Source organism: Pseudomonas sp. 25 R 14, assembly GCF_900004755.1.
GTDB lineage: Bacteria > Pseudomonadota > Gammaproteobacteria > Pseudomonadales > Pseudomonadaceae > Aquipseudomonas > Aquipseudomonas brenneri.
Genome location: NZ_CVTS01000047.1, coordinates 82,177 through 109,146, shown reverse-complemented (window position 1 = coordinate 109,146; position 26,970 = coordinate 82,177). Strand labels below are relative to the sequence as shown.

At 60.2% G+C, this 26,970-nt stretch carries 22 protein-coding genes, 2 pseudogenes and 1 riboswitch; of the genes and pseudogenes, 18 read left to right on the top strand and 6 right to left on the bottom strand.

Annotated elements, in window-relative coordinates:
• The 5 genes from BFQ03_RS16570 to BFQ03_RS16550 all read right to left on the bottom strand — a co-directional run.
• A partial coding sequence (locus tag BFQ03_RS16570) for a ribonucleotide-diphosphate reductase subunit beta (RefSeq protein WP_065943580.1) occupies window positions 1–1,112 on the bottom strand: 1,112 nt, incomplete at its 3' end.
• A gap of 479 nt (window positions 1,113–1,591) precedes the next feature.
• A complete protein-coding gene (locus BFQ03_RS16565; protein WP_065943579.1) occupies window positions 1,592–2,875 on the bottom strand; it encodes an ABC transporter substrate-binding protein in 1,284 nt (427 codons plus the stop codon).
• 39 nt (window positions 2,876–2,914) lie between these two features.
• Window positions 2,915–4,180, bottom strand: coding sequence for a DUF1479 domain-containing protein (locus BFQ03_RS16560; RefSeq protein WP_065943578.1), 1,266 nt, complete (start codon window positions 4,178–4,180; stop codon window positions 2,915–2,917).
• 139 nt (window positions 4,181–4,319) lie between these two features.
• Window positions 4,320–5,180, bottom strand: coding sequence for a helix-turn-helix domain-containing protein (locus tag BFQ03_RS16555; RefSeq protein WP_032861588.1), 861 nt, complete (start codon window positions 5,178–5,180; stop codon window positions 4,320–4,322).
• Between the two features lie 148 nt (window positions 5,181–5,328).
• Window positions 5,329–5,598, bottom strand: a complete 270-nt coding sequence (locus BFQ03_RS16550; RefSeq protein WP_032861587.1) for a DUF2790 domain-containing protein — start codon at window positions 5,596–5,598, stop codon at window positions 5,329–5,331.
• 395 nt (window positions 5,599–5,993) lie between these two features.
• Here BFQ03_RS16550 and acs point away from each other — a divergent pair, with 395 nt between their 5' ends.
• The 16 genes and pseudogenes from acs to astE all read left to right on the top strand — a co-directional run bounded on the left by acs (window position 5,994) and on the right by astE (window position 21,950).
• On the top strand, window positions 5,994–7,949 hold the full coding sequence (acs, locus tag BFQ03_RS16545; protein ID WP_029294430.1) for an acetate--CoA ligase: 1,956 nt from the start codon (window positions 5,994–5,996) through the stop codon (window positions 7,947–7,949).
• Window positions 7,950–8,575: 626 nt separating this feature from the next.
• Window positions 8,576–9,361, top strand: coding sequence for an ABC transporter substrate-binding protein (locus tag BFQ03_RS16540; RefSeq protein WP_032861586.1), 786 nt, complete (start codon window positions 8,576–8,578; stop codon window positions 9,359–9,361).
• A 91-nt stretch (window positions 9,362–9,452) separates the two neighbouring features.
• A complete protein-coding gene (locus BFQ03_RS16535) occupies window positions 9,453–10,142 on the top strand; it encodes an ABC transporter permease (RefSeq protein ID WP_065943577.1) in 690 nt (229 codons plus the stop codon).
• Complete coding sequence (locus BFQ03_RS16530) at window positions 10,139–10,837, top strand: ABC transporter permease (RefSeq protein WP_032861585.1); 699 nt, start codon at window positions 10,139–10,141, stop codon at window positions 10,835–10,837. Before BFQ03_RS16535 ends, BFQ03_RS16530 begins: the two co-directional genes overlap by 4 nt.
• 1 nt (window position 10,838) lies before the next feature.
• On the top strand, window positions 10,839–11,951 hold the full coding sequence (locus BFQ03_RS16525) for a succinylglutamate desuccinylase/aspartoacylase family protein (protein WP_065943576.1): 1,113 nt from the start codon (window positions 10,839–10,841) through the stop codon (window positions 11,949–11,951).
• A gap of 27 nt (window positions 11,952–11,978) precedes the next feature.
• Complete coding sequence (locus BFQ03_RS16520) at window positions 11,979–12,743, top strand: ABC transporter ATP-binding protein (RefSeq protein ID WP_029294441.1); 765 nt, start codon at window positions 11,979–11,981, stop codon at window positions 12,741–12,743.
• Between the two features lie 31 nt (window positions 12,744–12,774).
• Window positions 12,775–12,891: pseudogene (locus BFQ03_RS30700) on the top strand (outer membrane lipoprotein carrier protein LolA); the annotation flags it as partial.
• A gap of 70 nt (window positions 12,892–12,961) precedes the next feature.
• Complete coding sequence (argR, locus tag BFQ03_RS16515) at window positions 12,962–13,942, top strand: transcriptional regulator ArgR (protein WP_065943575.1); 981 nt, start codon at window positions 12,962–12,964, stop codon at window positions 13,940–13,942.
• A gap of 233 nt (window positions 13,943–14,175) precedes the next feature.
• The gene (locus tag BFQ03_RS16510; protein WP_032861581.1) at window positions 14,176–15,396 is read left to right on the top strand and encodes an aspartate aminotransferase family protein; all 1,221 of its coding nucleotides are present in this window, start codon (window positions 14,176–14,178) and stop codon (window positions 15,394–15,396) included.
• A pseudogene (locus tag BFQ03_RS30695) lies at window positions 15,396–15,506 on the top strand (outer membrane lipoprotein carrier protein LolA); the annotation flags it as partial. The gene BFQ03_RS16510 and the pseudogene BFQ03_RS30695, both read left to right, overlap by 1 nt.
• A 50-nt stretch (window positions 15,507–15,556) precedes the next feature.
• On the top strand, window positions 15,557–16,576 hold the full coding sequence (gene aruF / locus BFQ03_RS16505) for an arginine/ornithine succinyltransferase subunit alpha (protein WP_032861580.1): 1,020 nt from the start codon (window positions 15,557–15,559) through the stop codon (window positions 16,574–16,576).
• 52 nt (window positions 16,577–16,628) lie between these two features.
• Complete coding sequence (astA, locus tag BFQ03_RS16500) at window positions 16,629–17,654, top strand: arginine N-succinyltransferase (RefSeq protein WP_032861579.1); 1,026 nt, start codon at window positions 16,629–16,631, stop codon at window positions 17,652–17,654.
• Window positions 17,651–19,120: a succinylglutamate-semialdehyde dehydrogenase gene (gene astD, locus BFQ03_RS16495; RefSeq protein WP_162276357.1), complete on the top strand. Its 1,470-nt coding sequence runs from the start codon at window positions 17,651–17,653 to the stop codon at window positions 19,118–19,120. Before astA ends, astD begins: the two co-directional genes overlap by 4 nt.
• A gap of 152 nt (window positions 19,121–19,272) precedes the next feature.
• Window positions 19,273–20,619, top strand: a complete 1,347-nt coding sequence (gene astB / locus BFQ03_RS16490; RefSeq protein ID WP_065943573.1) for an N-succinylarginine dihydrolase — start codon at window positions 19,273–19,275, stop codon at window positions 20,617–20,619.
• A gap of 23 nt (window positions 20,620–20,642) precedes the next feature.
• Window positions 20,643–20,933 carry a hypothetical protein gene (locus BFQ03_RS16485; protein ID WP_003214319.1) on the top strand — a complete coding sequence of 97 codons (291 nt, stop codon included), beginning with the start codon at window positions 20,643–20,645 and terminating at the stop codon, window positions 20,931–20,933.
• Window positions 20,934–20,945: 12 nt separating this feature from the next.
• A complete protein-coding gene (gene astE / locus BFQ03_RS16480; RefSeq protein ID WP_065943572.1) occupies window positions 20,946–21,950 on the top strand; it encodes a succinylglutamate desuccinylase in 1,005 nt (334 codons plus the stop codon).
• A gap of 69 nt (window positions 21,951–22,019) precedes the next feature.
• Here astE and BFQ03_RS16475 read toward each other — a convergent pair whose 3' ends face one another.
• Complete coding sequence (locus BFQ03_RS16475) at window positions 22,020–22,529, bottom strand: 6,7-dimethyl-8-ribityllumazine synthase (protein WP_032861575.1); 510 nt, start codon at window positions 22,527–22,529, stop codon at window positions 22,020–22,022.
• Window positions 22,530–22,644: 115 nt separating this feature from the next.
• Window positions 22,645–22,814, bottom strand: a riboswitch (FMN riboswitch).
• Window positions 22,815–23,110: 296 nt separating this feature from the next.
• On the opposite strand from BFQ03_RS16475, the gene ltaE reads away from it, so the two are divergent.
• Both ltaE and alaS read left to right on the top strand, forming a co-directional pair.
• Complete coding sequence (gene ltaE, locus BFQ03_RS16470; protein ID WP_032861573.1) at window positions 23,111–24,115, top strand: low-specificity L-threonine aldolase; 1,005 nt, start codon at window positions 23,111–23,113, stop codon at window positions 24,113–24,115.
• Between the two features lie 146 nt (window positions 24,116–24,261).
• Window positions 24,262–26,880: an alanine--tRNA ligase gene (alaS, locus tag BFQ03_RS16465; RefSeq protein ID WP_032861572.1), complete on the top strand. Its 2,619-nt coding sequence runs from the start codon at window positions 24,262–24,264 to the stop codon at window positions 26,878–26,880.
• Window positions 26,881–26,970 lie beyond the last annotated feature (90 nt).

Sequence of the window (26,970 nt, the reverse complement as noted above, 5' to 3'; positions counted from 1 at the left end):
ATCTGCGACAGGCGACGGTTGGCGATGAATTTGAGGTAGTCCTCCATCATCGCCGCGTTCATGCCCAGCACGCCGCGCGGCATGGTGTCGCGTGCGTATTCGATCTCCAACTGGGTCCCTTGCAGGATCATTTGGGTCGCTTCTTCCTTCATCTCGGCATCCCACAAATGTGGGTTTTCGATTTTGATCTGGTTGATCACGTCGATACCGAAGTTCAGGTGCATCGACTCATCGCGCAGGATGTACTGGAACTGCTCGGCCACTCCGGTCATTTTGTTGCGACGGCCCATGGACAGGATCTGGGTGAAGCCGCAGTAGAAGAAGATGCCTTCCAGTACGCAGTAGTAGGCGACGAGGTTGCGCAGCAGTTCCTTGTCGGTGTCGACGGTGCCGGTTTCGAACTTCGGATCGGAGATCGAACGGGTGTACTTCAGGCCCCAGGCGGCTTTTTTAGCGACCGATGGGATCTCGTGGTACATGTTGAAGATCTCGCCTTCATCCATGGCCAGCGATTCGATGCAGTACTGGTAGGCGTGGGTGTGGATCGCCTCTTCGAAGGCCTGGCGCAGGATGTACTGGCGGCACTCCGGGTTGGTGATCAGGCGGTATACGGCCAGGACCAGGTTGTTGGCGACCAGGGAGTCGGCGGTGGAGAAGAAGCCCAGGTTGCGCATGACGATGCGACGTTCGTCGTCGGTCAGGCCCTCGGGGTTTTTCCACAGGGCGATGTCGGCGGTCATGTTGACCTCTTGCGGCATCCAGTGGTTGGCGCAGCCGTCGAGGTATTTCTGCCAGGCCCAGTCGTACTTGAACGGCACGAGTTGGTTGAGGTCGGCGCGGCAGTTGATCATGCGCTTTTCGTCAACGGCGACACGGGCGCTGGCGCCTTCGAGCTCGGCGAGGCCTTCGGCGACGTCGAGTTTGTCCAGGGCAGCCTTGGCCCGCACGATGGCGGCGGAGTCATTGGCGGTGACGGCGCGGGCTTCGATGGCGGCGGCAGCGCCGGCACCGTCGAGGCGGTCCATGTTGGCTTCGGTGGCGTGGCCGGCGTTGGCGCCTTTAGCGGCTACTTCGCCTTCTTCTTCTTTGTCGAATTCGTCCCAGCTCAGCATGACGTGTCGTCTCCTGCGTGAGGGCCAATGGTGCCCGTGTGAAACCGGATGGTTGGGTGTTCACACGGCCCAGGGGCCGCGGTGGATCTTTAAGGAATCGTTTGTTGCAACAGCTCGCGCAGGCATTAAACGCAATGGGCTACGGGTGTTCTGCTTGAGGCCTGAGGGGCGGAGCGACGGTGTCGTACTCCTGCGGGGCCTCAGGTCTGGCTCGTGATCCCATGTAAAGGGATATTGCAGGCCCGATTTACCCGCGCATTATAGGGAAAAATTTGGCTTTGTGTTGCGGCGGATGGCCTCAGTCGAAGGTCAAAATGACGGCATTTGAGGCCAGAGCGCGAGTTTACGGGGGTTTATCAGGCTAGGATTTTTTTGACAGGCGATAGCCGGCGTTTCTGAAGGCCCGGCCTTAAACAATCGGAGTGTGGATTGGACACAAAGTCCTTGCGCCAAACGGCGCAAGGAGCGGGCGGCCAACGCTACTGGGCAGCCGCTTTGATACTGGCAAACAGCTGGCTGCCCGCTTTGGCCGGATCGGCGTTTTTGTCGCTCATAAAATGGCTGATCACATCGAAGACCGCGCCTTGCACAGCCTGCGAGGTAGACATATTGAATGCCATGCTGGGCGCCAGGGTGCCGGCTTTTTCAGCGTCGGCAAAATCCTTGGCCGAAGCCTGGGCGCAGCTATCGAACTGGCTCATGTCCAGGCCCTTGACCACTGGGATAGAGCCTTTGTTCTGATTGAAGATGTACTGGAATTGCGGCTCCAGCGCGATCTTGGCCAAGTCATCGCGCGCAGCATTATTGCCGGGCGTGTCATTTTTGCTCGACAGCTTGAACATGGCCAGCGAGTCGATGGTGTAGCTGTAGACCCCTTGTGAACCGGGGAAGGGCACGCATTCGTAGTCGATGCCAGCCTTTTTGCCGGCCGCCGTCCATTCACTCTTGGCCCAGTCGCCCATGATCTGCATGCCGGCCCGACCGTTGATGACTTTGGCCGTTTCGAGATTCCAGTCCTGCCCGGCGCCGTCGGGGTCCATATAGGACTTCAATCTGCGCAGGGCGCTAAACACGTCTGTCATTTTTGCGCCGGTCAATGTGGCTTCGTCATGGTCAATGAAGGCTTTCTTGAAGCCGTCTGCGCCGAGGATACTCAGCACCAACCCTTCAAATACCGTGGTGTCCTGCCAGGGTTGGCCACCATGGGCAATCGCAATGAAGCCCGCTGCCTTGAGCTTATCGCCCGCGGCATACAGCTCTTCCAGAGTGGTGGGGGCTTTGGCGACCCCGGCTTTTCTGAGTACCTCGGGGTTGGTCCATAGCCAATTGATGCGGTGGATATTCAGCGGCACGGCAACATAGTGCCCGTCATATTTCATGAGACTGGCGATGCTTTCGGGCAGCAGGCTATTCCAGTTGTTCGCCTTGGCCACCTCGTCGATGCTGGCCAGCAAGCCCAAGTTGCCCCATTCCTGGATATCCGGGCCCTTGATCTGCGCGGCAGAGGGCGGGTTGCCGGACACGGCGCGGGTCTTGAGTACGGTCATGGCGGCTGCACCACCGCCACCGGCCACGGCACTGTTTTGCCAGGTGAAACCATCTTTTTCGATCAGTTGCTTGAGCACGTCCGCCGATTTGGCTTCCCCGCCCGAGGTCCAGTAATGCACGACTTCAACGCTGCCTTTGCTCTCGGCGCCATGGGCGGCGAATGTGCAGAGGCTGGCGAGGGAGATGGCAACGGCAAGGTGATTGAGGGTTTTCATGGGGTGACCCTTTTTGTTTTTGTGGTGAGAAGGAGGAGGTTATTCCAGCCCCAGTCCTTTGCGGCCAAAGGCGTTCAGTTGCGATTTCATGAAGCGATCGTTCCAGTGTTTTTCGTAGTCCTCACGGGGGAAGTCATCTGGCGAGATGCCTTGCTCGAATGTCCGCAGTACATCCTTGGCATAACGCAGGTTTTTCGGACACATGGGTGCGGCGGGTACGTACATCACGTTGCCCCAACCCTGTTGGTTTTCAACGGGGGCGACGCTGTGGACTACATCGCAGTGCCACCACACCGAATCGCCGGCCTGCACGTCCGGGATTGGCGTCATGCCCTGGACCAGCAGCGGGTGCCATTGCTCCAGGATGGGCAGCACCTTGCCCGGCGCAACGCCGCACAGTTCATCTTCGGGGACGTCTTCGAGCAGTGGGCGCAGCAGCAAGTAGGCCATGGCCTTGGGGATCGGCAGGGTATGCAGCACGCCCTGATCGGCGCTCATGTCACACAACGCGGTCCAGCCCTGGAAGGTACGGAAGGCCGAACATTTGGTGCCCGGGTAGGCATATTCATCGACTTCGGTGCGATAAGCGGCGTCCCACGGGTCGTAGGACTTGAAGTCGTTGTGGTAAATCTTTTCGAACACTTTCAGGTAGGCCGGGTGCAGCCAGCGTTCCAGCGCTCCGGAATCGGTGTGCGGGCCCAGGCCCTTGGACGTGGTGCCGGGCGGGCGACGTCGTACGCGATCCGGATACAGGGCGTTGGTATCTGGGTCGAACCACTGCTGGCCGTGGGAGTCGACCGTCCACAGGCGGTTCAGGAATGACTGGGCGCTGCCCATGCGTTCGTGCTGGCGCAGTTGCATCTGGGCGTCGGACCAGTAGATCGGGAAAATTTCCGGGCGCGAGGCCTCAAGGTTGCCGAAAAAATTATCGGCAGGCCCGCGGTAAACCGCGTCGAACAGGTTGTTATCCAGGTAGTCCAGCAGGCTTTTGTCCCACCCCAGCACTTGCTGCCTGGGGAAATGATTGCGGATAACCAGGCAGCCTCGGCGCTTGATCAGCGCGCGTTGTGCTTCGCTGACCTGGCCGTTGGCGATGGTGGCGAAGTCGAGTTCGGGCCAGGCGGAGCCGGTCAGGGCTTGCTGGGCCTTGATCGAAGCAATTTCCGTGGCGATAAAGGTGCTGACTTCGGCAAATAGCGCCGGCACGTCGCCGATCTGCGCGCGCAGCGCCTTTTTCATGGCGACGATGTTGCGCTTGTGGTCGGCTGGCAGTTCGGCGCTTGCGAAGGTCTGGTAGTTGCTCATGGGCTGGCCTGCATTTTTATTATTCATGCAGGTATGGAATCACTTTGGCCTGCCTGGGCGGCAGCCTCATTTGCAGCGTTGAGTAATACGATTGTGGCGTTTATTTAAGGTGAGGCAGAAGAATCAGGCTGGTCCGCTGTTACTGGAAGTGATGCCCGTGCCGGCCACGGAAGTCTGAAGGTGTCATGCCTTTGTGGGCCTTGAACTGCCGGTTGAACAGGGCCTGGGACGCGTAACCCACCTGTTCGGCGATGGTGCTGACGGCCAGGTTGCCTTGCATCAGTAGGGCACAGGCGTGTCCGATGCGTAGCCGGACGATGTAGTCCAAAGCTGTGCATCGTGTGTGTCGACGGAACATGCGATGGAAGGCCGAAACGCTGACGCAGGCCATTTGTGCCAGCTCAGGAATGCTCAGGGGCTGGGCATAGTGGCCGTGCAGGTAGTCCAGGACCCGGCGGATGCGCGCATCTTCAATAATATGAGGCGTGTTTTGCACGGCGATACGCTGCGCTGCGACATCCCGCGACAGGGTGTTGAGCACGGTCAACAGCGAGATCAGGCGCTGGGAAGCATCTTGCTCCACCATGGCCTCGATCACCGGGCGCAGTGCGCGCGAGGTAGCGTCACTGAAACTCAGTGCATGCTGCGCGGCCGTGAGCAAGGCACGGGTCGCGGCCATTTCCGGGAACAGTTTCACCAATGAATCGGCCCAGGCTTCGGAAAACCAGATGACCAGGGCGATGTGCGGTTTGGCCGGGTCGATCGTCTCGGCCGAAGACCAGCTATGGGGAACGTTCGGACCCACCAGTACCAGGTCGCCATCATCGTACAGCGCCACGTCATTGCTGATATAGCGGTGCCCACGGCTGTTGAGGGTGAGGGTCAGTTCGTACTCGGGGTGGTGATGCCATTCAAACGGGATCGCCTGTGCCAGGCGCCTGTTCAACAGGGTCCAGGAGGTATTGGCCTCGGTGGGGATTTTCTCGAAACTGGCTCTCATGAACCTATCCTGCCTTGCGGCGGAGGTGGCAACGCCACAATCGTAGCATTCGGTTCAAGCGAGAGGGGAGGAGCGAATACCTGACTTTGCCGCAAGAACGATTCCTTGCGGCGAACAGTGCCTGGATAGTTTTTAACTAACTAAGTCATTAACCGTTAGAGCAACCATTGCCCATGACTTTGTAATTAAGAATATGCCGCTGGCCTTGGTGGTCTTCATATTCCATGCGAGCTGGAACAACTTCGCAGACATTCGGGATGGAACTCATGGACACGACCTTGGCAATATCCAGGTCAGTGGTGTAGGTGTATTCCTCAACAATAGCGGTGCTCTGGCTGGCTACGTCAGTCGGGATCTCGTCGGCCAGGGCTGCGGTAGCGCACAGGCTGGCAAGGGCCATAACTAATAAAGCTTTCATTTCCAATTTACCTTTTTACAGTCGAAGGGGGGGGCACGGGGCCCTTGTGAGGCCACGTGTGTAACTTGAGTAGAGAGTTCGGATTAACGTGCCTTCGTGGGGGCTGTAACTTGGTTAATCGCGGTGCCTGGTTGGCGAGGTTGATTTTAGGCGCCTGGGTTATATTCATATACCCGTACTTTTGATAAACACTTTTGGTGGTTTTCGTAACAATCCACGACAGAGGTTTTTTCCTGCACAGCAAAACGCGCTACAGGCCACGGGCCAGAGCGTTTAAAGGGCATATCAGGGCAATTTGTAGGGGCTTGTTACTACCATCGTCGAATGGTTCTATAGGCCTGCCCCGGCTACAACAGGGCCATACAACAACAACTATAGTCACCGAGGTAAGAAAGATGAGTGCGGCTTCCCTGTACCCCGTTCGCCCCGAAGTAGCAGCCAACACGCTGACTGACGAGGCGACCTACAAGGCCATGTACCAGCAGTCGGTGGTCAACCCCGACGGCTTCTGGCGCGAACAAGCCAAGCGCCTTGACTGGATCAAGCCTTTCACCACGGTCAAGCAGACCTCGTTCGACGACCACCATGTCGATATCAAGTGGTTTGCTGACGGCACCCTCAACGTTTCCTACAACTGTCTGGACCGTCACCTCGCCGAGCGCGGCGACCAGGCAGCGATCATCTGGGAGGGCGACGACCCTTCCGAGAGCCGCACCATCACCTACCGCGAGCTGCATGAACAAGTCTGCAAGTTCGCCAACGCCCTGCGTGGCCAGGATGTGCATCGCGGCGACGTGGTGACCATCTATATGCCGATGATTCCCGAAGCCGTGGTCGCCATGCTGGCCTGTACCCGCATCGGTGCGATTCACTCGGTGGTGTTTGGCGGTTTCTCGCCAGAGGCCCTGGCCGGTCGCATCATCGACTGCAAATCCAAAGTGGTGATCACCGCCGACGAAGGTATTCGTGCTGGCAAGAAGGTGCCGCTCAAGGCCAACGTCGACGACGCGCTGACCAACCCGGAAACCAGCAGCATTCAGAAAGTCATCGTGTGCAAGCGCACCAATGGCCAGATCAAGTGGAACCAGCATCGCGACATCTGGTACGAAGACCTGATGAAAGTGGCGGGCACCGTCTGCGCGCCAAAAGAGATGGGCGCCGAAGAAGCGTTGTTCATCCTTTATACCTCCGGTTCCACCGGCAAGCCCAAGGGTGTGCAGCACACCACCGGCGGCTACCTGTTGTACGCGGCCCTGACCCACGAGCGCGTGTTCGACTACCGCCCGGGCGAAGTCTACTGGTGCACCGCCGACGTCGGCTGGGTCACTGGCCACACCTATATCGTCTACGGCCCGCTGGCCAATGGCGCGACCACGCTGCTGTTCGAAGGTGTGCCGAACTACCCGGATATCACGCGGGTGGGGAAAATCGTCGATAAGCACAAGGTCAACATCCTCTACACCGCACCGACCGCGATCCGCGCGATGATGGCTTCCGGCACCGCCGCCTGCGAAGGCACCGATGGCAGCAGCTTGCGCCTGTTGGGTTCGGTGGGTGAGCCGATTAACCCGGAAGCGTGGGACTGGTACTACAAGAACGTCGGCCAATCCCGTTGCCCGATTGTCGATACCTGGTGGCAGACCGAAACCGGCGCAACCCTGATGAGCCCATTGCCGGGGGCCCACGCCCTCAAGCCGGGTTCGGCGGCACGTCCGTTCTTCGGCGTGGTACCGGCGTTGGTGGATAACCTGGGCAACATCATCGAGGGCGCCGCCGAAGGCAACCTGGTGATCCTCGATTCGTGGCCGGGCCAGGCGCGTACGTTGTATGGAGACCATGACCGGTTCGTCGACACCTACTTCAAGACCTTCCGCGGTATGTATTTCACTGGCGACGGTGCGCGTCGCGACGAAGATGGCTACTGGTGGATCACCGGCCGCGTGGATGACGTGCTCAACGTTTCCGGGCACCGCATGGGCACCGCCGAGATCGAAAGCGCCATGGTTGCCCACCCGAAAGTCACCGAAGCGGCCGTGGTCGGTGTGCCGCACGACATCAAGGGCCAGGGCATCTATGTGTATGTCACCCTGAAAAACGGTGAGGAGCCGACCGAAGCGCTGCGCCTGGAACTGAAGAACTGGGTGCGCAAGGAGATCGGCCCGATTGCTTCGCCGGATGTGATCCAGTGGGCGCCCGGTTTGCCGAAGACCCGTTCGGGGAAAATCATGCGCCGCATACTGCGCAAGATTGCCACCGCCGAGTATGACGGGTTGGGTGATATCTCCACCTTGGCCGATCCAAGCGTGGTGCAGCATTTGATTGATACCCACAAGACCATGAACGTCGCGTAAGCGGGTTTGTGGGACCAAGCCCCATTCGGTGTAGGCCGGGTGGGGCTTTTTTGTGGGAATTTGAATATGAAATAGGATCGATGTGGGAGCTGGCTTACCTGCGATAGCGGTGGGTCAGTTTCAAATGGGGTGGGGTAGCTGACAGACCGCTCTCAGCGCCAAGCCAATAAATATCGGTTTATCTCGTAGGGCATTTCTGAATGTTACCCAGCGGTGCAAATGTGTAACCTTGCGCCCAAACATGAGGCAAAGTGCTACATCAGCGCCCTGAAAACACCCGTTTTAGACACCCGGCAAAATAAGATCAAACGCTACACTTGCCGGAATAGAAGGGTTTGCGAATAATAGGCCCGCAATTTGCAGCGTTAATAGGTTTAATATCTTTTGTCTCTGCATAAAAAGCAGAGGCTGTCAATGTGTTGGAGTCGCTTTCTCGGTGCTTCTGTAAATTGTTGTCGCATTGAGGAAATATCGGCTTCCGGCCTGTCGTTAGAATGCCGATCACTCGCTCGTCGTCGCCGTGTTGAACTGGTGTAGGACGCAGCACCGCTATTCGGTTTCACTCAGTCGCATCGTGGGCCATGGCTCATACTGCTGTTTTTGTCCTATACCGATGGAGTCCCAAGATGAAGAAACTCGTGCTGTTGGGCGCCCTGGCGCTGTCCGTGCTGTCCATGCAGGCCTTCGCTGAAGAGAAGCCGCTGAAAATTGGTATCGAAGCAGCCTACCCTCCGTTTGCCTCGAAGGCGCCGGACGGCAACATCGTCGGTTTTGACTACGACATCGGCAACGCCCTGTGCGAAGAGATGAAGGTCAAGTGCACCTGGGTCGAGCAAGAATTCGACGGCCTGATCCCGGCCCTCAAGGTGCGCAAGATCGACGCGATCCTGTCGTCCATGTCCATCACTGATGACCGCAAGAAGTCCGTGGACTTCACCAACCGCTACTACCTGACCCCGGCACGCCTGGTGATGAAGGACAGCGTGACCGTCAGCGACAGCCTGGTTGAGCTCAAGGACAAGAAGATCGGCGTACAGCGCGGTTCGATCCACGATCGTTTCGCCAAGGAAGTCCTGGCGCCTAAAGGTGCGACCATCGTTCCTTACAGCACGCAGAACGAAATCTACCTGGACGTGGCTGCCGGTCGCCTTGATGGCACCGTGGCTGATGCGACCCTGCTCGAAGACGGTTTCCTGAAGACCGACTCAGGCAAGGGCTACGCGTTCGTAGGTCCTGCGTTCACCGACGCCAAATACTTCGGCGACGGCATCGGTATCGCGGTACGTAAAGGCGACAAGGTCAACCTGGACCGCATCAACGCGGCCATCGCCGCGATCCGCGCCAATGGCAAGTACAAAGAAATCGAGAAAAAGTATTTCAACTTCGATATTTACGGCGCTGACGCCAAGTAAACCTTCGCAGTTGTCTGTCCAGAATGGCGCAAGCACCAGGGTCTCTGAAGTTTGCGCCATTTTTTCATCCGCCTTTTCGAGGACCTGAATCATGTTGAAAGGCTACGGGGCCGTTATCCTCGATGGCGCATGGTTGACGCTTCAGCTCGCCTTGTCGTCCATGGCCTTGGCCATTGTTCTGGGTCTGATCGGGGTCGCATTGCGCCTGTCGCCGGTACGCTGGCTGGCTTGGCTGGGTGACCTGTACTCCACGGTGATCCGCGGGATCCCCGACCTGGTGCTGATCCTGCTGATTTTCTACGGCGGCCAGGACCTGCTCAACCGCGTCGCGCCGCTACTGGGCTACGATGACTATATTGACTTGAACCCCTTGGCCGCCGGTATCGGCACCCTGGGTTTCATCTTTGGCGCGTACCTGTCGGAAACCTTCCGTGGTGCGTTCATGGCCATCCCCAAGGGCCAGGCCGAAGCGGGCATGGCCTATGGCATGAGCCCGTTCCAGGTGTTTTTCCAGGTGATGGTGCCGCAGATGATTCGGCTGGCAATCCCCGGTTTTACCAACAACTGGCTGGTATTGACCAAGGCCACTGCGCTGATTTCGGTGGTGGGCCTGCAAGACATGATGTTCAAGGCCAAGCAGGCGGCAGATGCCACCCGCGAACCTTTTACCTTCTTCCTCGCGGTGGCGGCGATGTACCTGGTGATCACCAGCGTCTCGTTGCTGGCCCTGCGTTATCTTGAGAAGCGCTACTCGGTAGGCGTAAAGGCGGCTGATCTATGATCTTCGACTACAACGTCATCTGGGAGGCCATGCCGCTGTACCTTGGCGGCCTGCTGACCACCCTCAAATTGCTGTTGATCTCGCTGTTCTTCGGCCTGCTCGCCGCCGTGCCCCTGGGGCTGATGCGGGTTTCCAAGCAGCCTTTGATCAATGGCGCGGCCTGGCTCTATACCTACGTGATCCGCGGCACGCCGATGCTGGTGCAGTTGTTCTTGATCTACTACGGCCTGGCCCAGTTCGAAGCGGTGCGCGAGAGTTTCCTCTGGCCATGGCTGTCCAGCGCGACCTTCTGTGCGTGCTTGGCCTTTGCCATCAACACCAGCGCCTACACCGCCGAAATCATCGCCGGCAGCCTCAAGGCCACGCCCCATGGCGAGATTGAAGCAGCCAAGGCCATGGGCATGTCGCGCTACAAGCTGTATCGCCGGATCCTGCTGCCATCGGCCCTGCGCCGGGCGCTGCCGCAGTACAGCAACGAAGTGATCATGATGTTGCAGACCACCAGCCTGGCCTCCATCGTCACCCTGATCGACATCACCGGCGCCGCGCGTACAGTGAACGCGCAGTACTACTTGCCGTTCGAAGCCTATATCACCGCCGGCGTGTTCTACCTGTGCCTGACGTTCATCCTGGTGCGCCTGTTCAAGCTGGCCGAGCGTCGCTGGTTGAGCTACCTGGCGCCACGGAAGCATTGATATGGAACGCATCGATCACGTACTGCCCTGGGGGCACCTGGGTTGCGAGCGCCAGCTGACGGTATTCCGTTTCGGTCACGGCGAGCGCAAGGCGTATATCCAGGCCAGCCTGCATGCCGATGAGTTGCCGGGGATGCGCGCGGCCTGGGAGCTGAAAAAACGCCTGGCCGAACTGGAGCAGCAGGGTGCCCTCAACGGGGTGATCGAGCTGGTGCCGGTGGCCAACCCGATGGGCCTGGGCCAGTTGCTGCAAGGCGCGCACCAGGGGCGTTTCGAGGTGGGCACGGGCAAGAACTTCAACCGCGATTTCGTTGAGTTGAGCGAGCCGGTTGCACGACTGCTCGAAGGCCGCCTGGGCGATGATCCCCACGCCAATGTGCGCATGATCCGCCAGGCAATGACCGATACGCTCAATGCACTGCCCGAGCCGAGCAGCCAACTGCAAGGCATGCAGCGGGTATTGCTCGGCCATGCCTGTACTGCCGATATCGTCCTCGACTTGCACTGCGACGCCGAAGCCGCGCTGCACATGTACGCGCTGCCCCAGCACTGGCCGCAGTGGCGTTCGTTGTCGGCGCATTTGCATGTGAAAGTCGGCCTCTTGGCGGAAGACTCGGGCGGCAGCTCGTTTGATGAGGCTTGCTCGCTGCCATGGCTGCGCCTGTCTCGGGCGTTCCCTGGGGCGCAGGTTCCCCTGGCGTGCCTGGCGACGACCCTGGAGCTGGGTGGCCAGGCCGATACGGGCCGCGATGAGGCGATCTTCCACGCCGAAGGCATTCTTGCGTTCCTTGCCGAGCAAGGCCTGATCCGTGGTGAGTGGCCGGCACCGCAACACGAGCCCTGCGAAGGCGTGCCCTTCGAAGGCACTGAGCTGCTGTTTGCACCCCACGCCGGGGTGATCAGTTACCTGCGTAAAGCGGGTGACTGGGTAGAAACCGGCGAGCCGATTTTTGAAGTGATTGATCCCCTGGCCGACCGCGTCAGCATCGTCTGCGCCGGCACGTCGGGGGTGTTGTTTGCCGTTGAACGGCTACGTTATGCCCAAGCGGGTTTCTGGCTGGCCAAGGTGGCGGGGCGCGAAGCGCTGCGTCACGGGCGCTTGCTCAACGACTGACCAACTGTTTTTGTGAGAACCGACCGCATGTACAAACTTGAAGTCCAAGACCTGCATAAACGCTATGGCAGTCATGAAGTGCTCAAAGGGGTGTCCCTGGCCGCCGCGGCCGGTGATGTGATCAGCATCATCGGCTCCAGTGGTTCGGGCAAAAGTACCTTTTTGCGCTGCATCAACCTGCTGGAGCAGCCGCATGCCGGCAAGATCCTGCTCAATAACGAAGAGCTGAAGCTGGTGGCCAACAAGGACGGTGCCATGAAGGCTGCCGATCCGAAACAGCTGCAGCGTATGCGTTCGCGCCTGTCGATGGTGTTCCAGCATTTCAACCTGTGGTCGCACATGACTGCGCTGGAAAACGTCATGGAAGCACCCGTGCATGTGTTGGGTATGTCGAAAAAAGACGCCCGTGAGAAGGCCGAGCACTACCTGGCCAAAGTTGGCGTGGCCCATCGCAAGGATGCGTTCCCCGGCCATATGTCCGGTGGCGAGCAGCAGCGTGTGGCGATTGCCCGTGCGTTGGCGATGGAGCCTGAGGTGATGCTGTTTGACGAGCCAACCTCGGCCCTTGACCCGGAGCTGGTCGGCGAAGTTTTGAAAGTCATGCAGGACCTGGCCCTGGAAGGTCGGACCATGGTGGTAGTTACCCACGAAATGGGCTTTGCCCGTGAAGTGTCCAACCAGTTGGTGTTCCTGCACAAAGGCATTGTCGAAGAGCGAGGCAACCCGCGCGAAGTGCTGGTCAACCCGCAGTCCGAGCGGTTGCAGCAGTTCCTGTCCGGTAGCTTGAAATAACCAGCGCTGCTTTTGCGCACTGAAATAGTGCATGCTTCACCCCCCTGTAGGAGCGAGCTTGCTCGCGAAGAGCGTTAACGATAATGCGGGGCGCCTGATACCCCGTGGCGGTCTTGGGTTTTTCGCGAGCAAGCTCGCTCCTGCAGTGGATTATGTTTGTTTACGGGCTAGCATTGGCCCTTGTCTTCATTGCCGTTTTTCGTTTCGGATAGCCTTCCATGACAGCCCATCGCATCGGTTTCCTGATTTGGCCCAGCACTAAAGCCCTGACGCTTGCGCTGGCTGAGGAGGCCTTGCGCGTTGCCCAGCGGGTGCATCCGGATGTGGTCTACGAGGTGTCGTTCCTGCAAGCCGAGCCACCGATCGAGGGTGAGTGGAAATTGCCTGGCGAACCCTGGGCCGGCAAGCTGGAAGGTTTTCAGAAACTGTTCCTGCTGGCCGATGAGCCGCCTACCGTCATCGCCTCGCAACTCGGTTCCGCCCTCAAGCAACTGGTGCGTGCCGGGTGTGTCATTGGTGGTTTGTCGGCCGGGGTCTACCCGTTGGCGCAGCTGGGTCTGCTCGATGGTTATCGCGCCGCCGTGCACTGGCGCTGGCAGGACGACTTTGCCGAGCGCTTTCCCAAGGTCATCGCCACCAGTCATCTGTTTGATTGGGACCGTGACCGCCTGAGCGCCTGCGGCGGCATGTCGGTACTCGACCTGTTGCTGGCGGTCCTGGCCCGTGATCACGGCGCCGAACTGGCCGGCGCGGTCTCCGAAGAGCTGGTGGTGGAGCGCATCCGAGAAGGCGGCGAGCGCCAGCGTATTCCGCTGCAAAACCGCCTGGGCTCCAGCCATCCGAAGCTGACCCAGGCGGTGTTGCTGATGGAAGCCAATATCGAAGAGCCGCTGACCACCGACGAAATTGCCCAGCATGTGTGCGTGTCGCGACGCCAACTGGAGCGAATCTTCAAGCAATACCTCAACCGCGTTCCCAGCCAGTACTACCTGGAACTGCGCCTGAACAAGGCCCGCCAGATGCTCATGCAAACCAGCAAGTCGATCATCCAGATTGGTCTGTCATGCGGCTTCTCCTCGGGGCCGCATTTCTCCAGTGCCTACCGCAACTTCTTTGGCGCCACGCCACGGGAAGATCGCAACCAGCGACGCAGCAGTAGCCCGTTTGAATTGTCGTCGGTGCCGTCCGAGCGCGGCTAAGCCCTTGGTTTGCCCATTGGGCGAAAAATCCCACGGCACTGCCGCAAACCCCTGTCATCTGTTTAAACTGCGCCTTTGCGAAGCTATTTGTCGCATTGGCGTAAACCCGCGAAAAACGCGGGTTGGCGCTATAAGAAGTTGTCGCTTGGCGGCAAGGCCGCGCTGAAAACTGTCCTTACAATCCCTGCATCGCCCGCCAGTTCCAGGCAGGCGTTCCTCTTCAGGAGACTCCGATGTCCGTTGAGCAAGCCCCGGTGCAACGTGCCGATTTCGACCAAGTCATGGTGCCCAACTACGCACCTGCCGCATTCATCCCTGTGCGTGGCGAAGGTTCGCGCGTGTGGGACCAGGCGGGTCGCGAGCTGATCGACTTTGCCGGCGGCATCGCAGTTAACGTGCTGGGCCATGCCCACCCGGCGCTGGTGGGTGCACTGACCGCACAGGCCAACAAACTGTGGCACGTCTCCAACGTCTTCACCAACGAGCCGGCCCTGCGCCTGGCCCATAAGCTGATCGACGCCACCTTTGCCGAGCGTGTGTTCTTCTGCAACTCCGGCGCCGAAGCCAACGAGGCCGCCTTCAAGCTGGCCCGTCGCGTGGCGTTCGACCGTTTCGGCAGTGAGAAATACGAGATCATCGCCGCGCTCAACAGCTTCCACGGCCGTACCCTGTTCACCGTCAACGTGGGTGGCCAGTCCAAGTACTCCGATGGCTTCGGTCCTAAAATCACCGGCATTACCCACGTTCCTTACAACGACCTGGCTGCGCTGAAAGCCGCCGTGTCGGACAAGACCTGCGCCGTGGTGCTGGAACCGATCCAGGGCGAGGGCGGCGTACTGCCGGCAGAGCTTGAGTACCTGCAAGGTGCTCGCGATCTGTGCGATGCCAACAATGCGTTGCTGGTGTTCGACGAAGTGCAGACCGGCATGGGCCGTACTGGCAACCTGTTTGCTTATCAGCATTACGGCGTGGTGCCGGACATCCTCACCAGCGCCAAGAGCCTGGGCGGTGGTTTCCCGATTGCGGCGATGTTGACCACTGAGGCACTGGCCAAGCACCTGGTGGTCGGTACGCACGGCACCACCTATGGCGGTAACCCGCTGGCGTGTGCCGTGGGCGAAGCGGTGATCGACGTGATCAACACCCCTGAGGTGCTGGCCGGCGTCAATGCCAAGCACGACCTGTTCAAGGCGCGCCTGGAGCAGATTGGCGAGAAATACGGCATCTTCACCCAGGTACGTGGCATGGGCCTGTTGATTGGCTGCGTATTGAGCGATGCCTTCAAAGGCAAGGCCAAGGACGTGTTCAACGCCTGTGAGCGTGAAAACCTGATGATCCTGCAAGCCGGCCCGGACGTGGTGCGTTTTGCCCCGAGCCTGGTGGTGGAAGATGCGGATATCACTGAAGGCCTGGATCGTTTTGAACGTGCTGTAAAAACACTCACGCAAGCCTGATTTGCCCTTCTGTAGGAGCGAGCTTGCTCGCGAAAATCGTTAACGATAACGCGGGGCACGTGATGCCCCGCGGTGTTCTTGGGGTCTTCGCGAGCAAGCTCGCTCCTACAGAGGTTTTGAGCCCCCCTGTTTTTAATTATGGATTTTAAGGAGTGACACCATGCTGGTGATGCGCCCCGCGCAAATGGCTGATCTGGGCGAGGTACAGCGTCTGGCTGCGGACAGCCCGATTGGTGTCACTTCCTTGCCGGATGATGTCGAGCGCCTGAGCGACAAGATTGCGGCAAGCGAAGCATCCTTCGCCGCCGAAGTGAGTTTCAACGGTGAAGAAAGCTATTTCTTTGTCCTTGAAGACACGGTTGCCGGCAAGCTGGTGGGCTGTTCGGCCATCGTTGCCTCTGCGGGTTATTCCGAGCCGTTCTACAGCTTTCGCAACGAGACCTTCGTCCATGCGTCCCGCGAACTGAAGATCCACAACAAGATCCACGTCCTGTCCCAGTGCCATGACCTGACCGGCAACAGCTTGCTGACCAGTTTCTATGTGGTGCCGGAGCTGGTGGGGTCGGCCTGGTCCGAGCTCAACTCCCGTGGCCGCCTGTTGTTTGTCGCCAGCCACCCCGAGCGCTTTGCCGACTCGGTGGTGACCGAGATTGTCGGCTATAGCGACGAGAATGGCGATTCGCCGTTCTGGGACGCCATCGGCCGCAATTTCTTCGATCTCAACTACGCCGCCGCCGAGCGCCTGTGCGGGTTGAAGAGCCGGACCTTCCTCGCCGAACTGATGCCCCATTACCCGATCTACGTGCCGCTGCTGCCGGACGAAGCCCAGGAAGCCATGGGCCAGGTACACCCGCGAGCGCAGATCACCTTCGACATCCTGATGCGCGAAGGCTTTGAGACTGACCACTACATCGACATCTTCGATGGCGGCCCGACGCTGCATGCACGGGTCTCGGGGATTCGCTCGATTGCCCAGAGCCGCGTGGTGCCGGTGAAGATCGGCGAGATGGTCAAGGGCGTGGGCCGCCAGTACCTGGTGAGCAACGCGCAGTTGCAGGATTACCGTGCGGTAATGCTGGAACTGGACTACGCGCCAGGCAAGCCAGTGACCCTGGACCTGGAAGCAGCCGAAGCCCTGGGCGTCGGCGAAGGCGCCAGTGTGCGTCTGGTAGCGGTTTAAAAAGCAGAGTTTCGCGGGTGGCTGGAACCAGCGGCCCGTCTGAGGAGATAGCATGATCGTTCGTCCTGTACGCAGCAGCGATTTACCGGCCCTGATTGAGTTGGCGCGCAGCACCGGCACCGGTCTCACCACTTTGCCGGCCAACGAAGAGCGCCTGACCCACCGGGTGGGCTGGGCTGAAAAGACCTTTCGCGGCGAAGCCGGGCGTGGTGATGCCGACTACCTGTTCGTGCTGGAAAACGACGAAGGCCGCGTGGTGGGGATTTCCGCCATTGCCGGCGCCGTCGGCCTGCGTGAGCCGTGGTACAACTTCCGGGTCGGTTTGACGGTCAGCGCCTCCCAGGAGCTGAACATCTATCGCGAGATCCCTACGCTGTTCCTGGCCAACGACCTGACCGGCAACTCCGAGCTGTGCTCGTTGTTCCTGCATGCTGACTACCGCAACGGCCTCAACGGACGCATGTTGGCCAAGGCGCGGATGCTGTTCATTGCCGAGTTCCCGCAGTTGTTCGGCAGCAAGATCATTGCCGAGATGCGCGGCGTGTCCAACGATGCCGGGCGCTCGCCGTTCTGGGAAAGCCTGGGCCGGCACTTCTTCAAGATGGAGTTCAGCCAGGCCGACTACCTCACCGGTGTAGGCAACAAGGCGTTTATCGCTGAGCTGATGCCCAAGTTCCCGCTGTACACCTGCTTCTTGTCCGAGGACGCGCGCAACGTGATCGGCAAGGTCCACCCGGACACCGAGCCGGCCTTGAGCATGCTCAAGAGCGAAGGCTTCAGCTACCAGGGTTACGTCGATATCTTCGACGCGGGCCCTGCGGTGGAATGTGAGACCAGCAAGATCCGCGCGGTGCGTGACAGCCAGGCACTGGTGCTGGCCATCGGCACGCCGGGGGACGACGCCACGCCGTTCCTGATGCATAACCGTAAACGTGAAGAGTGCCGCATCACCGCCGCACCGGCGCGCCTGGCTGCCGGCACCCTGGTGGTCGATCCGCTGACCGCCAAGCGCCTGCAACTGGTGGCGGGTGATCAAGTGCGTGCCGTACCGTTGTCTGCTGCCCGGGAGTCGAAATAATGAATTCGTTGTATATCGCAGGGAACTGGCTGGCGGGTCAGGGGGAGCATTTTGAGTCGCTGAACCCAGTAACCCAGCAAGTGATCTGGGCCGGCAATGGCGCCACTGTCGAGCAGGTTGAGTCCGCCGTGCAGGCCGCCCGCCAGGCATTCCCGGCCTGGGCCACGCGCTCGCTGGACGAACGCATCAGCGTGCTGGAAACCTTTGCCGCGACCTTGAAAAGCCGCGCCGAAGAAATCGCCCGTTGCATCGGCGAGGAAACCGGCAAGCCGCTGTGGGAATCGGCCACCGAAGTCACCAGCATGGCCAATAAAATCGCGATCTCGGTGCAGAGCTACCGTGAACGTACCGGCGAGAAGAGCGGCCCGTTGGGCGACGCCACCGCCGTGTTGCGCCACAAGCCCCATGGCGTGGTCGCGGTGTTCGGCCCTTATAACTTCCCTGGCCACTTGCCTAACGGGCATATCGTCCCGGCGTTGCTGGCGGGTAATACCGTGTTGTTCAAACCGAGCGAGCTGACCCCTAAAGTGGCCGAGCTGACGGTGCAGTGCTGGGTCGAAGCCGGCCTGCCTGCGGGCGTGTTGAACCTGCTGCAAGGCGCGCGGGAGACCGGGATTGCCCTGGCTTCCAACCCGGGCATCGACGGTCTGTTCTTCACCGGCTCCAGCCGCACCGGCAACCACCTGCACCAGCAATTCGCCGGGCGTCCGGACAAGATCCTGGCGCTGGAGATGGGCGGCAACAATCCGCTGGTGGTGGATGAAGTGGCGGATGTTGACGCGGCGGTCTACACCATCATTCAGTCTGCGTTCATCTCTGCCGGCCAGCGCTGCACCTGTGCCCGGCGCCTGTTGGTGCCGGAAGGCGCCTGGGGTGATGCCCTGCTGGCGCGCCTGGTTGCTGTCAGCGCGACGATTGCAGTGGGTGCATTCGACCAGCAGCCGCCGCCGTTCATGGGCTCGGTGATCTCCCTGGCTGCGGCCAAGGCCTTGATGGATGCCCAGGAACTGATGCTGGCCAACGGTGCCGTGGCGCTGCTGGAAATGACCCAGCCCCAGGCGCAGGCGGCGTTGTTGACGCCGGGCATTATCGACGTGACGGCTGTGACCGAACGCGAAGACGAAGAGTTGTTCGGCCCGTTGCTGCAAGTGGTTCGCTACGCCGGTTTTGAAGCGGCGATTGCCGAGGCCAACAACACCCAATACGGTCTGGCCGCGGGTCTGTTGTCGGACTCCGAGGCGCGCTACCAGCAGTTCTGGCTGCAAAGCCGTGCCGGTATCGTCAACTGGAACAAACAACTGACCGGCGCGGCGAGCACTGCGCCATTTGGTGGGGTCGGGGCGTCGGGCAATCATCGCGCCAGTGCTTATTACGCGGCGGACTACTGCGCGTACCCGGTGGCGTCGTTGGAGACCCCGAGTTTGGTGCTGCCAGCAACCCTCACCCCTGGCATTACGCTGATCTAAAAATGTGGGAGCGGGCTTGCTCGCGAATGCGGTCTGTCAGTTGATAGATTAGGTAACTGGTCCGCCGCCTTCGCGAGCAAGCCCGCTCCCACATTCGATCTGTGGTGTGATGAAGATTGTTTATAAAAACAGATGTTCGTGGAGCCTCGCCGATGAAATCCTGTGAAGTCAATTTTGACGGTCTCGTGGGGCCGACCCATAACTACGGCGGTCTGTCCTACGGCAACGTCGCATCCCAGAGCAACAGCCAGCAGTCTTCCAACCCCAGGGAGGCGGCGCTGCAGGGCCTGGCGAAAATGAAAGCCCTGATGGAAATGGGGTTTGTGCAAGGCGTGCTCGCCCCCCAGGAACGTCCTGACGTCGCCGCACTGCGCAGCCTTGGCTTTGCCGGTACCGACGCCCAGGTGATCCAGCAGGCGGCGAAGCACGCCATGCCGTTGCTGGTGGCCAGTTGCTCGGCATCGAGCATGTGGGTGGCCAACGCCGCGACCGTCAGCCCGAGTGCCGACACAGCGGATGGCCGCGTGCATTTCACCGCCGCCAACCTCAACTGCAAATACCATCGCAGCATCGAACACCCGACCACCAGCCGCGTGCTGGGGGCGATGTTTGCCGATCAGCAGCACTTCGCCCACCACGCCGCGTTGCCGGCGGTGGCGCAGTTCGGTGATGAAGGCGCGGCCAACCACACGCGTTTTTGCCGCGAATATGGCGAGGCGGGCGTAGAGTTTTTCGTGTTCGGCCGCAGTGCGTTCGACACCCGTTACCCGGCGCCACAAAAGTACCCGGCGCGCCAGACCCTCGAAGCGTCCCAGGCCGTTGCGCGCTTGCACGGCCTGCAGGATGGCGGGGTGGTCTACGGTCAGCAGAACCCGGCCGTGATCGACGCTGGAGTGTTCCACAACGATGTGATCGCGGTGGGCAACGGCGAAGTGCTGTTCTATCACGAGGATGCGTTCCTCAATACCGAGCAGATGCTCGCCGAGCTGCAGGCCAAGCTGGGCCAGGTCGGCGGCAACTTCCAGGCGATCTGCGTGCCACGGGCCCTGGTCAGCGTGGAAGACGCGGTGCGTTCCTACCTGTTCAACAGCCAGTTGCTGACCCGCGCCGACGGTTCGATGCTGTTGATCGTGCCCGAGGAGTGCCGCAACAACGAGCGCGTCTGGCAGTACCTGCAAGGCCTGACCAGCTCTGGCGGACCGATCGCTGAAGTGAAAGTCTTCAACCTCAAGCAAAGCATGCAGAACGGCGGTGGCCCGGCATGCCTGCGCCTGCGCGTGGCGTTGAAGGAAACCGAACTGGCGGCGGTCAATCCAGGGGTTATCATGACAGCACCGCTGTACGAAACGTTGACCCAGTGGGTCGGCAAGCACTACCGCGACAGCCTGCGCGAAACCGACCTGGCTGACCCGCAGTTGCTGCTTGAGTGCCGTACGGCATTGGATGAACTGACGCAAATCCTTAAACTGGGCTCGGTTTATCCTTTCCAGATCAATTAACGCCACACGGCTGAGACCTCTATATGACCACCGATACCCTGAAGCTGATCCTTGAAGACACCGACGGCACCCAGCTGGAAACTTCCTGCACCCGCGTCGCGGTGGTGTGGCAGGGCAAGGAAATCTGGATCCAGCACGACGGCCGTGGCCAATTGCTGATCGGCGTGGACGTGGAAGAAGGTGACGCCGAATACGCCAACCTGCTGATGCGCCCCCTGGCCACCAACCTGATGAGCCTGCAACTGGAAATGGAACCGGCCGACGTTGAAGGTGATGACGACGATCACGTCCACGGCCCAGGCTGCAACCACTAAGGAAGCTGCTTTATGCTCGCCCTCGGCAAACTGCTTGAACTGACCCTCGCCGGTCGCGAACCGGCGCAAAAAATTCAACTGACTGTCGACGGCGTGCAGATGCGCTGGCTCAGTGAGGGCGCACTCGAAGTGCGGCCTCCTGAGGCCCGGGACAACGGCGCCGATGTGCTGCTGTCGTCCGGTATCCATGGCAACGAAACCGCGCCGATCGAATTGGCCGACCGCTTGCTGCATGGCATTGCCCGTGGGGAGATCAAGCCCCGCACCCGTATTCTGTTCCTGTTCGGCAACCCCGAGGCCATGCGTCGCGGCGAGCGTTACCTCGAACAGGACGTCAACCGGCTGTTCAATGGCCGTCACGAACAAAGCATCGGCCCGGAAGCGATGCGCGCGGCCGAGCTTGAACAGTTGGCGCGTACCTTCTTCAGCGTGCCTGAGCGGAGTCGTTTGCACTACGACCTGCATACGGCGATTCGTGGCTCGAAGATCGAGCAGTTCGCCCTGTACCCTTTCAAGGAAGGGCGCCAGCACTCCCGCGCCGAACTGGCCCGTCTGCGGGCGGCGGGGATGGAAGCGGTGCTGTTGCAGAACAAGACCTCCATCACCTTCACGGCTTTTACCTACGAACAGTTGGGTGCCGAGTCGTTCACCCTGGAGTTGGGCAAGGCCCGGCCATTCGGGCAGAACCAGGGCGTGGACGTCTCGCGCCTGGAAACCCGCCTCAAGCAGATCATTGAAGGCAACGAGCCGGCGACCGAGGGCCTGGACGGTCTGAAGTTGTTCAGCGTGGCCCGGGAAATCATCAAGCACAGCGACGCCTTCACCCTGCACCTGCCGGCGGATGTGGAGAATTTTTCGCAGCTGGAGAAGGGCTATCTGCTGGCGGAAGACATCGCCAAGACCCGCTGGGTGATCGAAGAGGAGGGCGCACGCATCATTTTCCCCAACCCCAAGGTCAAGAATGGCTTGCGGGCAGGGATCCTGATTGTGCCAACCACGGATGTTGGCCTGGCCTGAATCCCGAGACTAACTCGGTCGAATGTGGGAGCGAGCAAGCCCGCTCCCACATTTGCTTTGCAGTGTCGCTTAAACCGCTACCGCCCGCGGCTCATTGCGGCGGATCGCACGGATCTTGTGCAGGGTATCGGCACAGGTCTGTGCAGCTTCCTTGCCCTTGTGCACAAAGTGCTCAAAGAAGAAGTTGTGGTGCTCGCTGCCTGCGTGGAAGTGGTGCGGGGTGAGGGACACGGAGAACACCGGTACTTCGGTTTCCAGCTGCACCTGCATCAGGCCGCTGACCACCGATTGCGCGACGAACTCATGGCGATAGATCCCGCCGTCCACCACCAGGGCAGCCGCGACGATACCGGCGTAACGGCCGGACTTGGCCAGCAGCTTGGCGTGCAGGGGCATTTCAAAGGCGCCGCCGACTTCAAAGAAATCGATATCCGACTCCTGGTAGCCCTGGGCGATCATTTCGGCGAGGAAGCCTTTACGGCTTTGATCAACAATATCTTTGTGCCAGCAAGCCTGGATAAACGCGACGCGCTCACCGTGGTGGTTTTTGCTCTTGCTGTCGATTGCGGTGGGTTGCATGTTCTGACTCCTGTTTATGAAAAAAACAGGGCGTTATGAATCGAATGGGATTTAAGGGTACGGCCGAATCGATCATGCCAGGCATGACTTCTCGCGCACGGCCCTTAGGCGCCAATCCCGTTCTCTCTTCATCCGGACTATGACCGTCGGCCCCGGGATCACACCGGGTCTGCTGACCTTGGCGCCGTCCTGCGTGAGCAGTTCGAGGCGCCAAGCGCTCGCGGGCTATGCGCATTGCGCGCAATTACCGCCGGTGGGGAATTGCACCCCGCCCTGAGAACGTTGCCACCAGAACCCTGGCGGCGGAGAGTTTTTACCATACATTTCGAAAAACTGCATAGCTACGTTTTTGATAGTCAAAATCGATGTGTATCGCTGGACATGCATCTCGATTGCAGGGGCGAGCTTGCTCGCGAAGAATCCGAGGGCAGCACGTTCATTCAGCATGTACGCGTCATCGTTAAGGTTTTTCGCGAGCAAGCTCGCTCCTACAGTAAATGGGTTTTCGCCTTGATATTTTCGGCAGATGCCCGCAGTAATCGGTTACAACAGGGAATCCCCCACTCGCAGAGGCACACTTGATGTCTGTTATTGATCTTCGTAGTGACACCGTGACCCAACCCACCCCTGGCATGCGAGCTGCCATGGCCGCTGCACCGAGCGGTGATGATGTCTACGGTGAAGACCCCAGCGTCAACCACCTGGAAGCCGAACTGGCCAAGCGCCTGGGCTTTGCCGCCGCGCTGTTCGTGCCTACCGGCACCATGAGCAACCTGCTCGCGTTGATGGCTCACTGCGAGCGGGGCGAGGAATACATCGTCGGCCAGCAGGCCCACACCTACAAATACGAAGGCGGTGGCGCGGCGGTGCTGGGCTCGATCCAGCCGCAGCCCCTGGAAGTCCAGGCCGATGGTTCGCTGGACCTGGCCCAGGTCGCAGAAGCGATCAAACCGGATGACTTCCACTTCGCCCGCACCCGGTTGTTGGCCCTGGAAAACACCATGCAGGGCAAAGTGCTGCCCATGAGCTACCTGGCTGCCGCACGCGCGTTTACCCGTGAGCATGGCCTGGCCCTGCACCTGGATGGCGCGCGGCTGTACAACGCAGCGGTCAAGCTGGGTGTCGATGCTCGGGAGATCACCCAGCACTTCGATTCGGTCTCGGTATGCCTGTCCAAGGGCCTTGGCGCGCCGATTGGCTCGGTGCTGTGTGGCTCCAGTGCGTTGATCGCCAAGGCCCGTCGTTTGCGCAAGATGGTCGGCGGTGGCATGCGCCAGGCGGGCTCGCTGGCGGCGGCGGGGCTGTATGCCCTGGACCATCAGGTGGCGCGCCTGGCCGAAGACCACGCCAATGCGCTGTGGCTGGGCGACGAACTGCGCAAGGCCGGCTATAGCGTGGAGCCGGTACAGACCAACATGGTCTACGTGCAGATCGGCGAGCAGGCCCAGGCCCTGAAGGCCTTTGCCGAGGAGCGCGGGATCAAGTTGAGTGCTGCGTCGCGCCTGCGCATGGTCACGCATCTGGACGTCAGCCGGGCACAGATCGAACAAGTGTTGGCGACATTTGTCGAGTTTTCCCGGAAATGACAGTGCTGGCCGTCTAATTGACTGTTTCTATCGTATAAACACGCTGTACCACGGGCAAAGGGCCGATATAATGCGGCCCTTTGCCGTCGCTCCGTCTGATGATGTTGCGCACTGGCCTTTGGCCGCAGCCTCCGTGGAAGAACCTAATGAAAAGCGCAGAAATCCGTGAAGCCTTCCTTCGCTTCTTCGAAGAGCAAGGTCACACCCGTGTCTCCTCCAGCTCTTTGATCCCAGGCAATGACCCAACCCTGCTGTTCACCAACGCGGGGATGAACCAGTTCAAGGACTGCTTCCTGGGCCAGGAAAAACGCGCCTACACCCGTGCTACCAGCAGCCAGAAGTGCGTGCGGGCCGGCGGTAAGAACAGCGACCTGGAAAACGTGGGCTACACCGCTCGCCACCACACCTTTTTCGAAATGCTGGGTAACTTCAGTTTCGGCGATTACTTCAAGCGCGATGCCATTACCTTTGCCTGGACCTTCCTCACCGGCGTGTTGCAACTGCCCAAGGAAAAACTCTGGGTGACGGTCTATGCCACCGATGACGAAGCCTACGACATCTGGACCCAGCAGATTGGCGTGCCGGTCGAGCGCATGATCCGCATTGGCGACAACAAGGGCGCGCCGTACGCTTCCGATAACTTCTGGACCATGGGCGATACCGGCCCGTGCGGCCCTTGCACCGAGATTTTCTACGATCACGGCGCCGACATCTGGGGTGGCCCGCCGGGTTCGCCAGAGGAAGACGGCGACCGCTACATCGAAATCTGGAACAACGTGTTCATGCAGTTCAACCGCACCGCCGATGGCGTGTTGCATCCGTTGCCAGCGCCGTCGGTCGACACCGGCATGGGCCTGGAGCGGATCAGTGCGGTGATGCAGCACGTTCACTCCAACTACGAAATCGACCTGTTCAAGAACCTGCTCAGCGCTTCAGCGGCGGCCATTGGTTGCGCCAACGAAAGCCAGTCTTCGCTCAAGGTGGTGTCGGACCATATCCGCTCCTGCGGCTTCCTGATCGCCGACGGTGTGCTGCCGTCGAACGAAGGTCGTGGCTATGTGCTGCGTCGCATCATCCGTCGCGCCTGCCGCCACGGTAACAAGCTGGGCGCCACTGGCAGCTTCTTCTACAAGATCGTGGCCGCATTGGTTGCCGAGATGGGCGAAGCCTTCCCTGAACTCAAGCAGCAGCAGGACAATATCGAGCGCGTGCTCAAGGCTGAGGAAGAGCAGTTCTCCAAGACCCTGGAACACGGCCTGAAAATTCTGGAGCAGGATTTGGCTGAGCTCAAAGGCACTGTGGTGCCGGGCGATGTCGTGTTCAAGCTGTACGACACCTACGGCTTCCCGATGGACCTGACCGCCGACATCGCCCGTGAGCGCGAGCTGACCATCGATGAGGCTGGTTTCGAGCGTGAGATGCAAGCCCAGCGCGTGCGTGCGCGTTCCGCCAGTTCGTTTGGCCTGGACTACAACACTCTGGTCAAGGTTGACGTGGCCACCGAGTTTACCGGTTACAACGCCACCGCCGGTGCGGCCAAAGTCGTTGCCATCTACAAGGACGGCAAGTCGGTCGACGTGTTGAGCGAAGGTGAAGAGGGCGTAGTGGTTCTGGACCAGACGCCGTTCTACGCCGAATCCGGTGGCCAGGTCGGCGACTGTGGCTTCTTGAGCTCGACGTCCGGCCGCTTTGACGTGCGCGACACCACCAAGACCGGCGGGGCATTCCTGCACCACGGCGTGCTGGTGCTGGGCAGCCTCATCGTTGGTGCGCCGGTGGACGCGCAGGTTGATGCCAATGTGCGTCATGCCACCGCGTTGAACCACTCGGCCACCCACTTGCTGCACGCAGCATTGCGCCAGGTATTGGGCGAGCACGTCCAGCAGAAGGGTTCGTTGGTCGACAGCCAGCGCCTGCGCTTCGACTTCAGCCACTTTGAAGCGATCAAGCCTGAGCAGATCAAGGCCCTGGAAGACATCGTCAACGCCGAGATTCGCAAGAACACCCCGGTGGAAACCGAAGAAACCGACATCGAAACCGCCAAGGCCAAAGGCGCGATGGCGCTGTTCGGCGAGAAATACGGCGACAACGTGCGTGTACTGAGCATGGGCGGCAGCTTCTCCGTAGAGCTGTGCGGTGGTATCCATGCCAAGCGCACCGGCGACATCGGCCTGCTGAAAATCATCAGCGAAGGCGGCGTGGCCTCCGGTGTACGGCGTATCGAGGCGGTGACCGGCGCTGCGGCCCTGGCCTATCTCAATGCAGCCGAAGAACAACTCAAGGAAGCGGCGACCCTGGTCAAGGGCAGCCGTGACAACCTGATCGACAAGCTCTCTGGCGTACTGGAACGCAACCGCCAGCTGGAAAAACAGCTGGAGCAATTGCAAGCCAAGGCAGCCAGTGCGGCGGGCGACGACTTGTCGGCCTCGGCACTGGACATCAAGGGCGTGAAGGTTTTGGCCGTACGCCTGGATGGTCAGGACGGCAAGGCGTTGCTGGCCTTGGTCGATCAGTTGAAGAACAAGCTCGGCCGCGCAGTGATCCTGCTCGGCAGTGTCCATGAGGAAAAGGTCGTATTGGTTGCCGGTGTAACCAAAGACCTGACTGGCCAACTCAAGGCCGGTGATTTGATGAAACAAGCCGCCGCGGCAGTGGGCGGGAAGGGCGGTGGTCGTCCGGACATGGCGCAAGGCGGTGGTGTTGACGCTGGTGCCCTGGACGCGGCCCTGGCCCTGACCGTGCCGTTTGTCGAGGCCGGCATTTAAGGCGCTGTTAATGAGCCCATGGTCTAATCATGGGCTTGCTGAGGTGCTGGAAGATTTGTTTATTGGGCGCCCCTTTACGGGCTGAGGCGG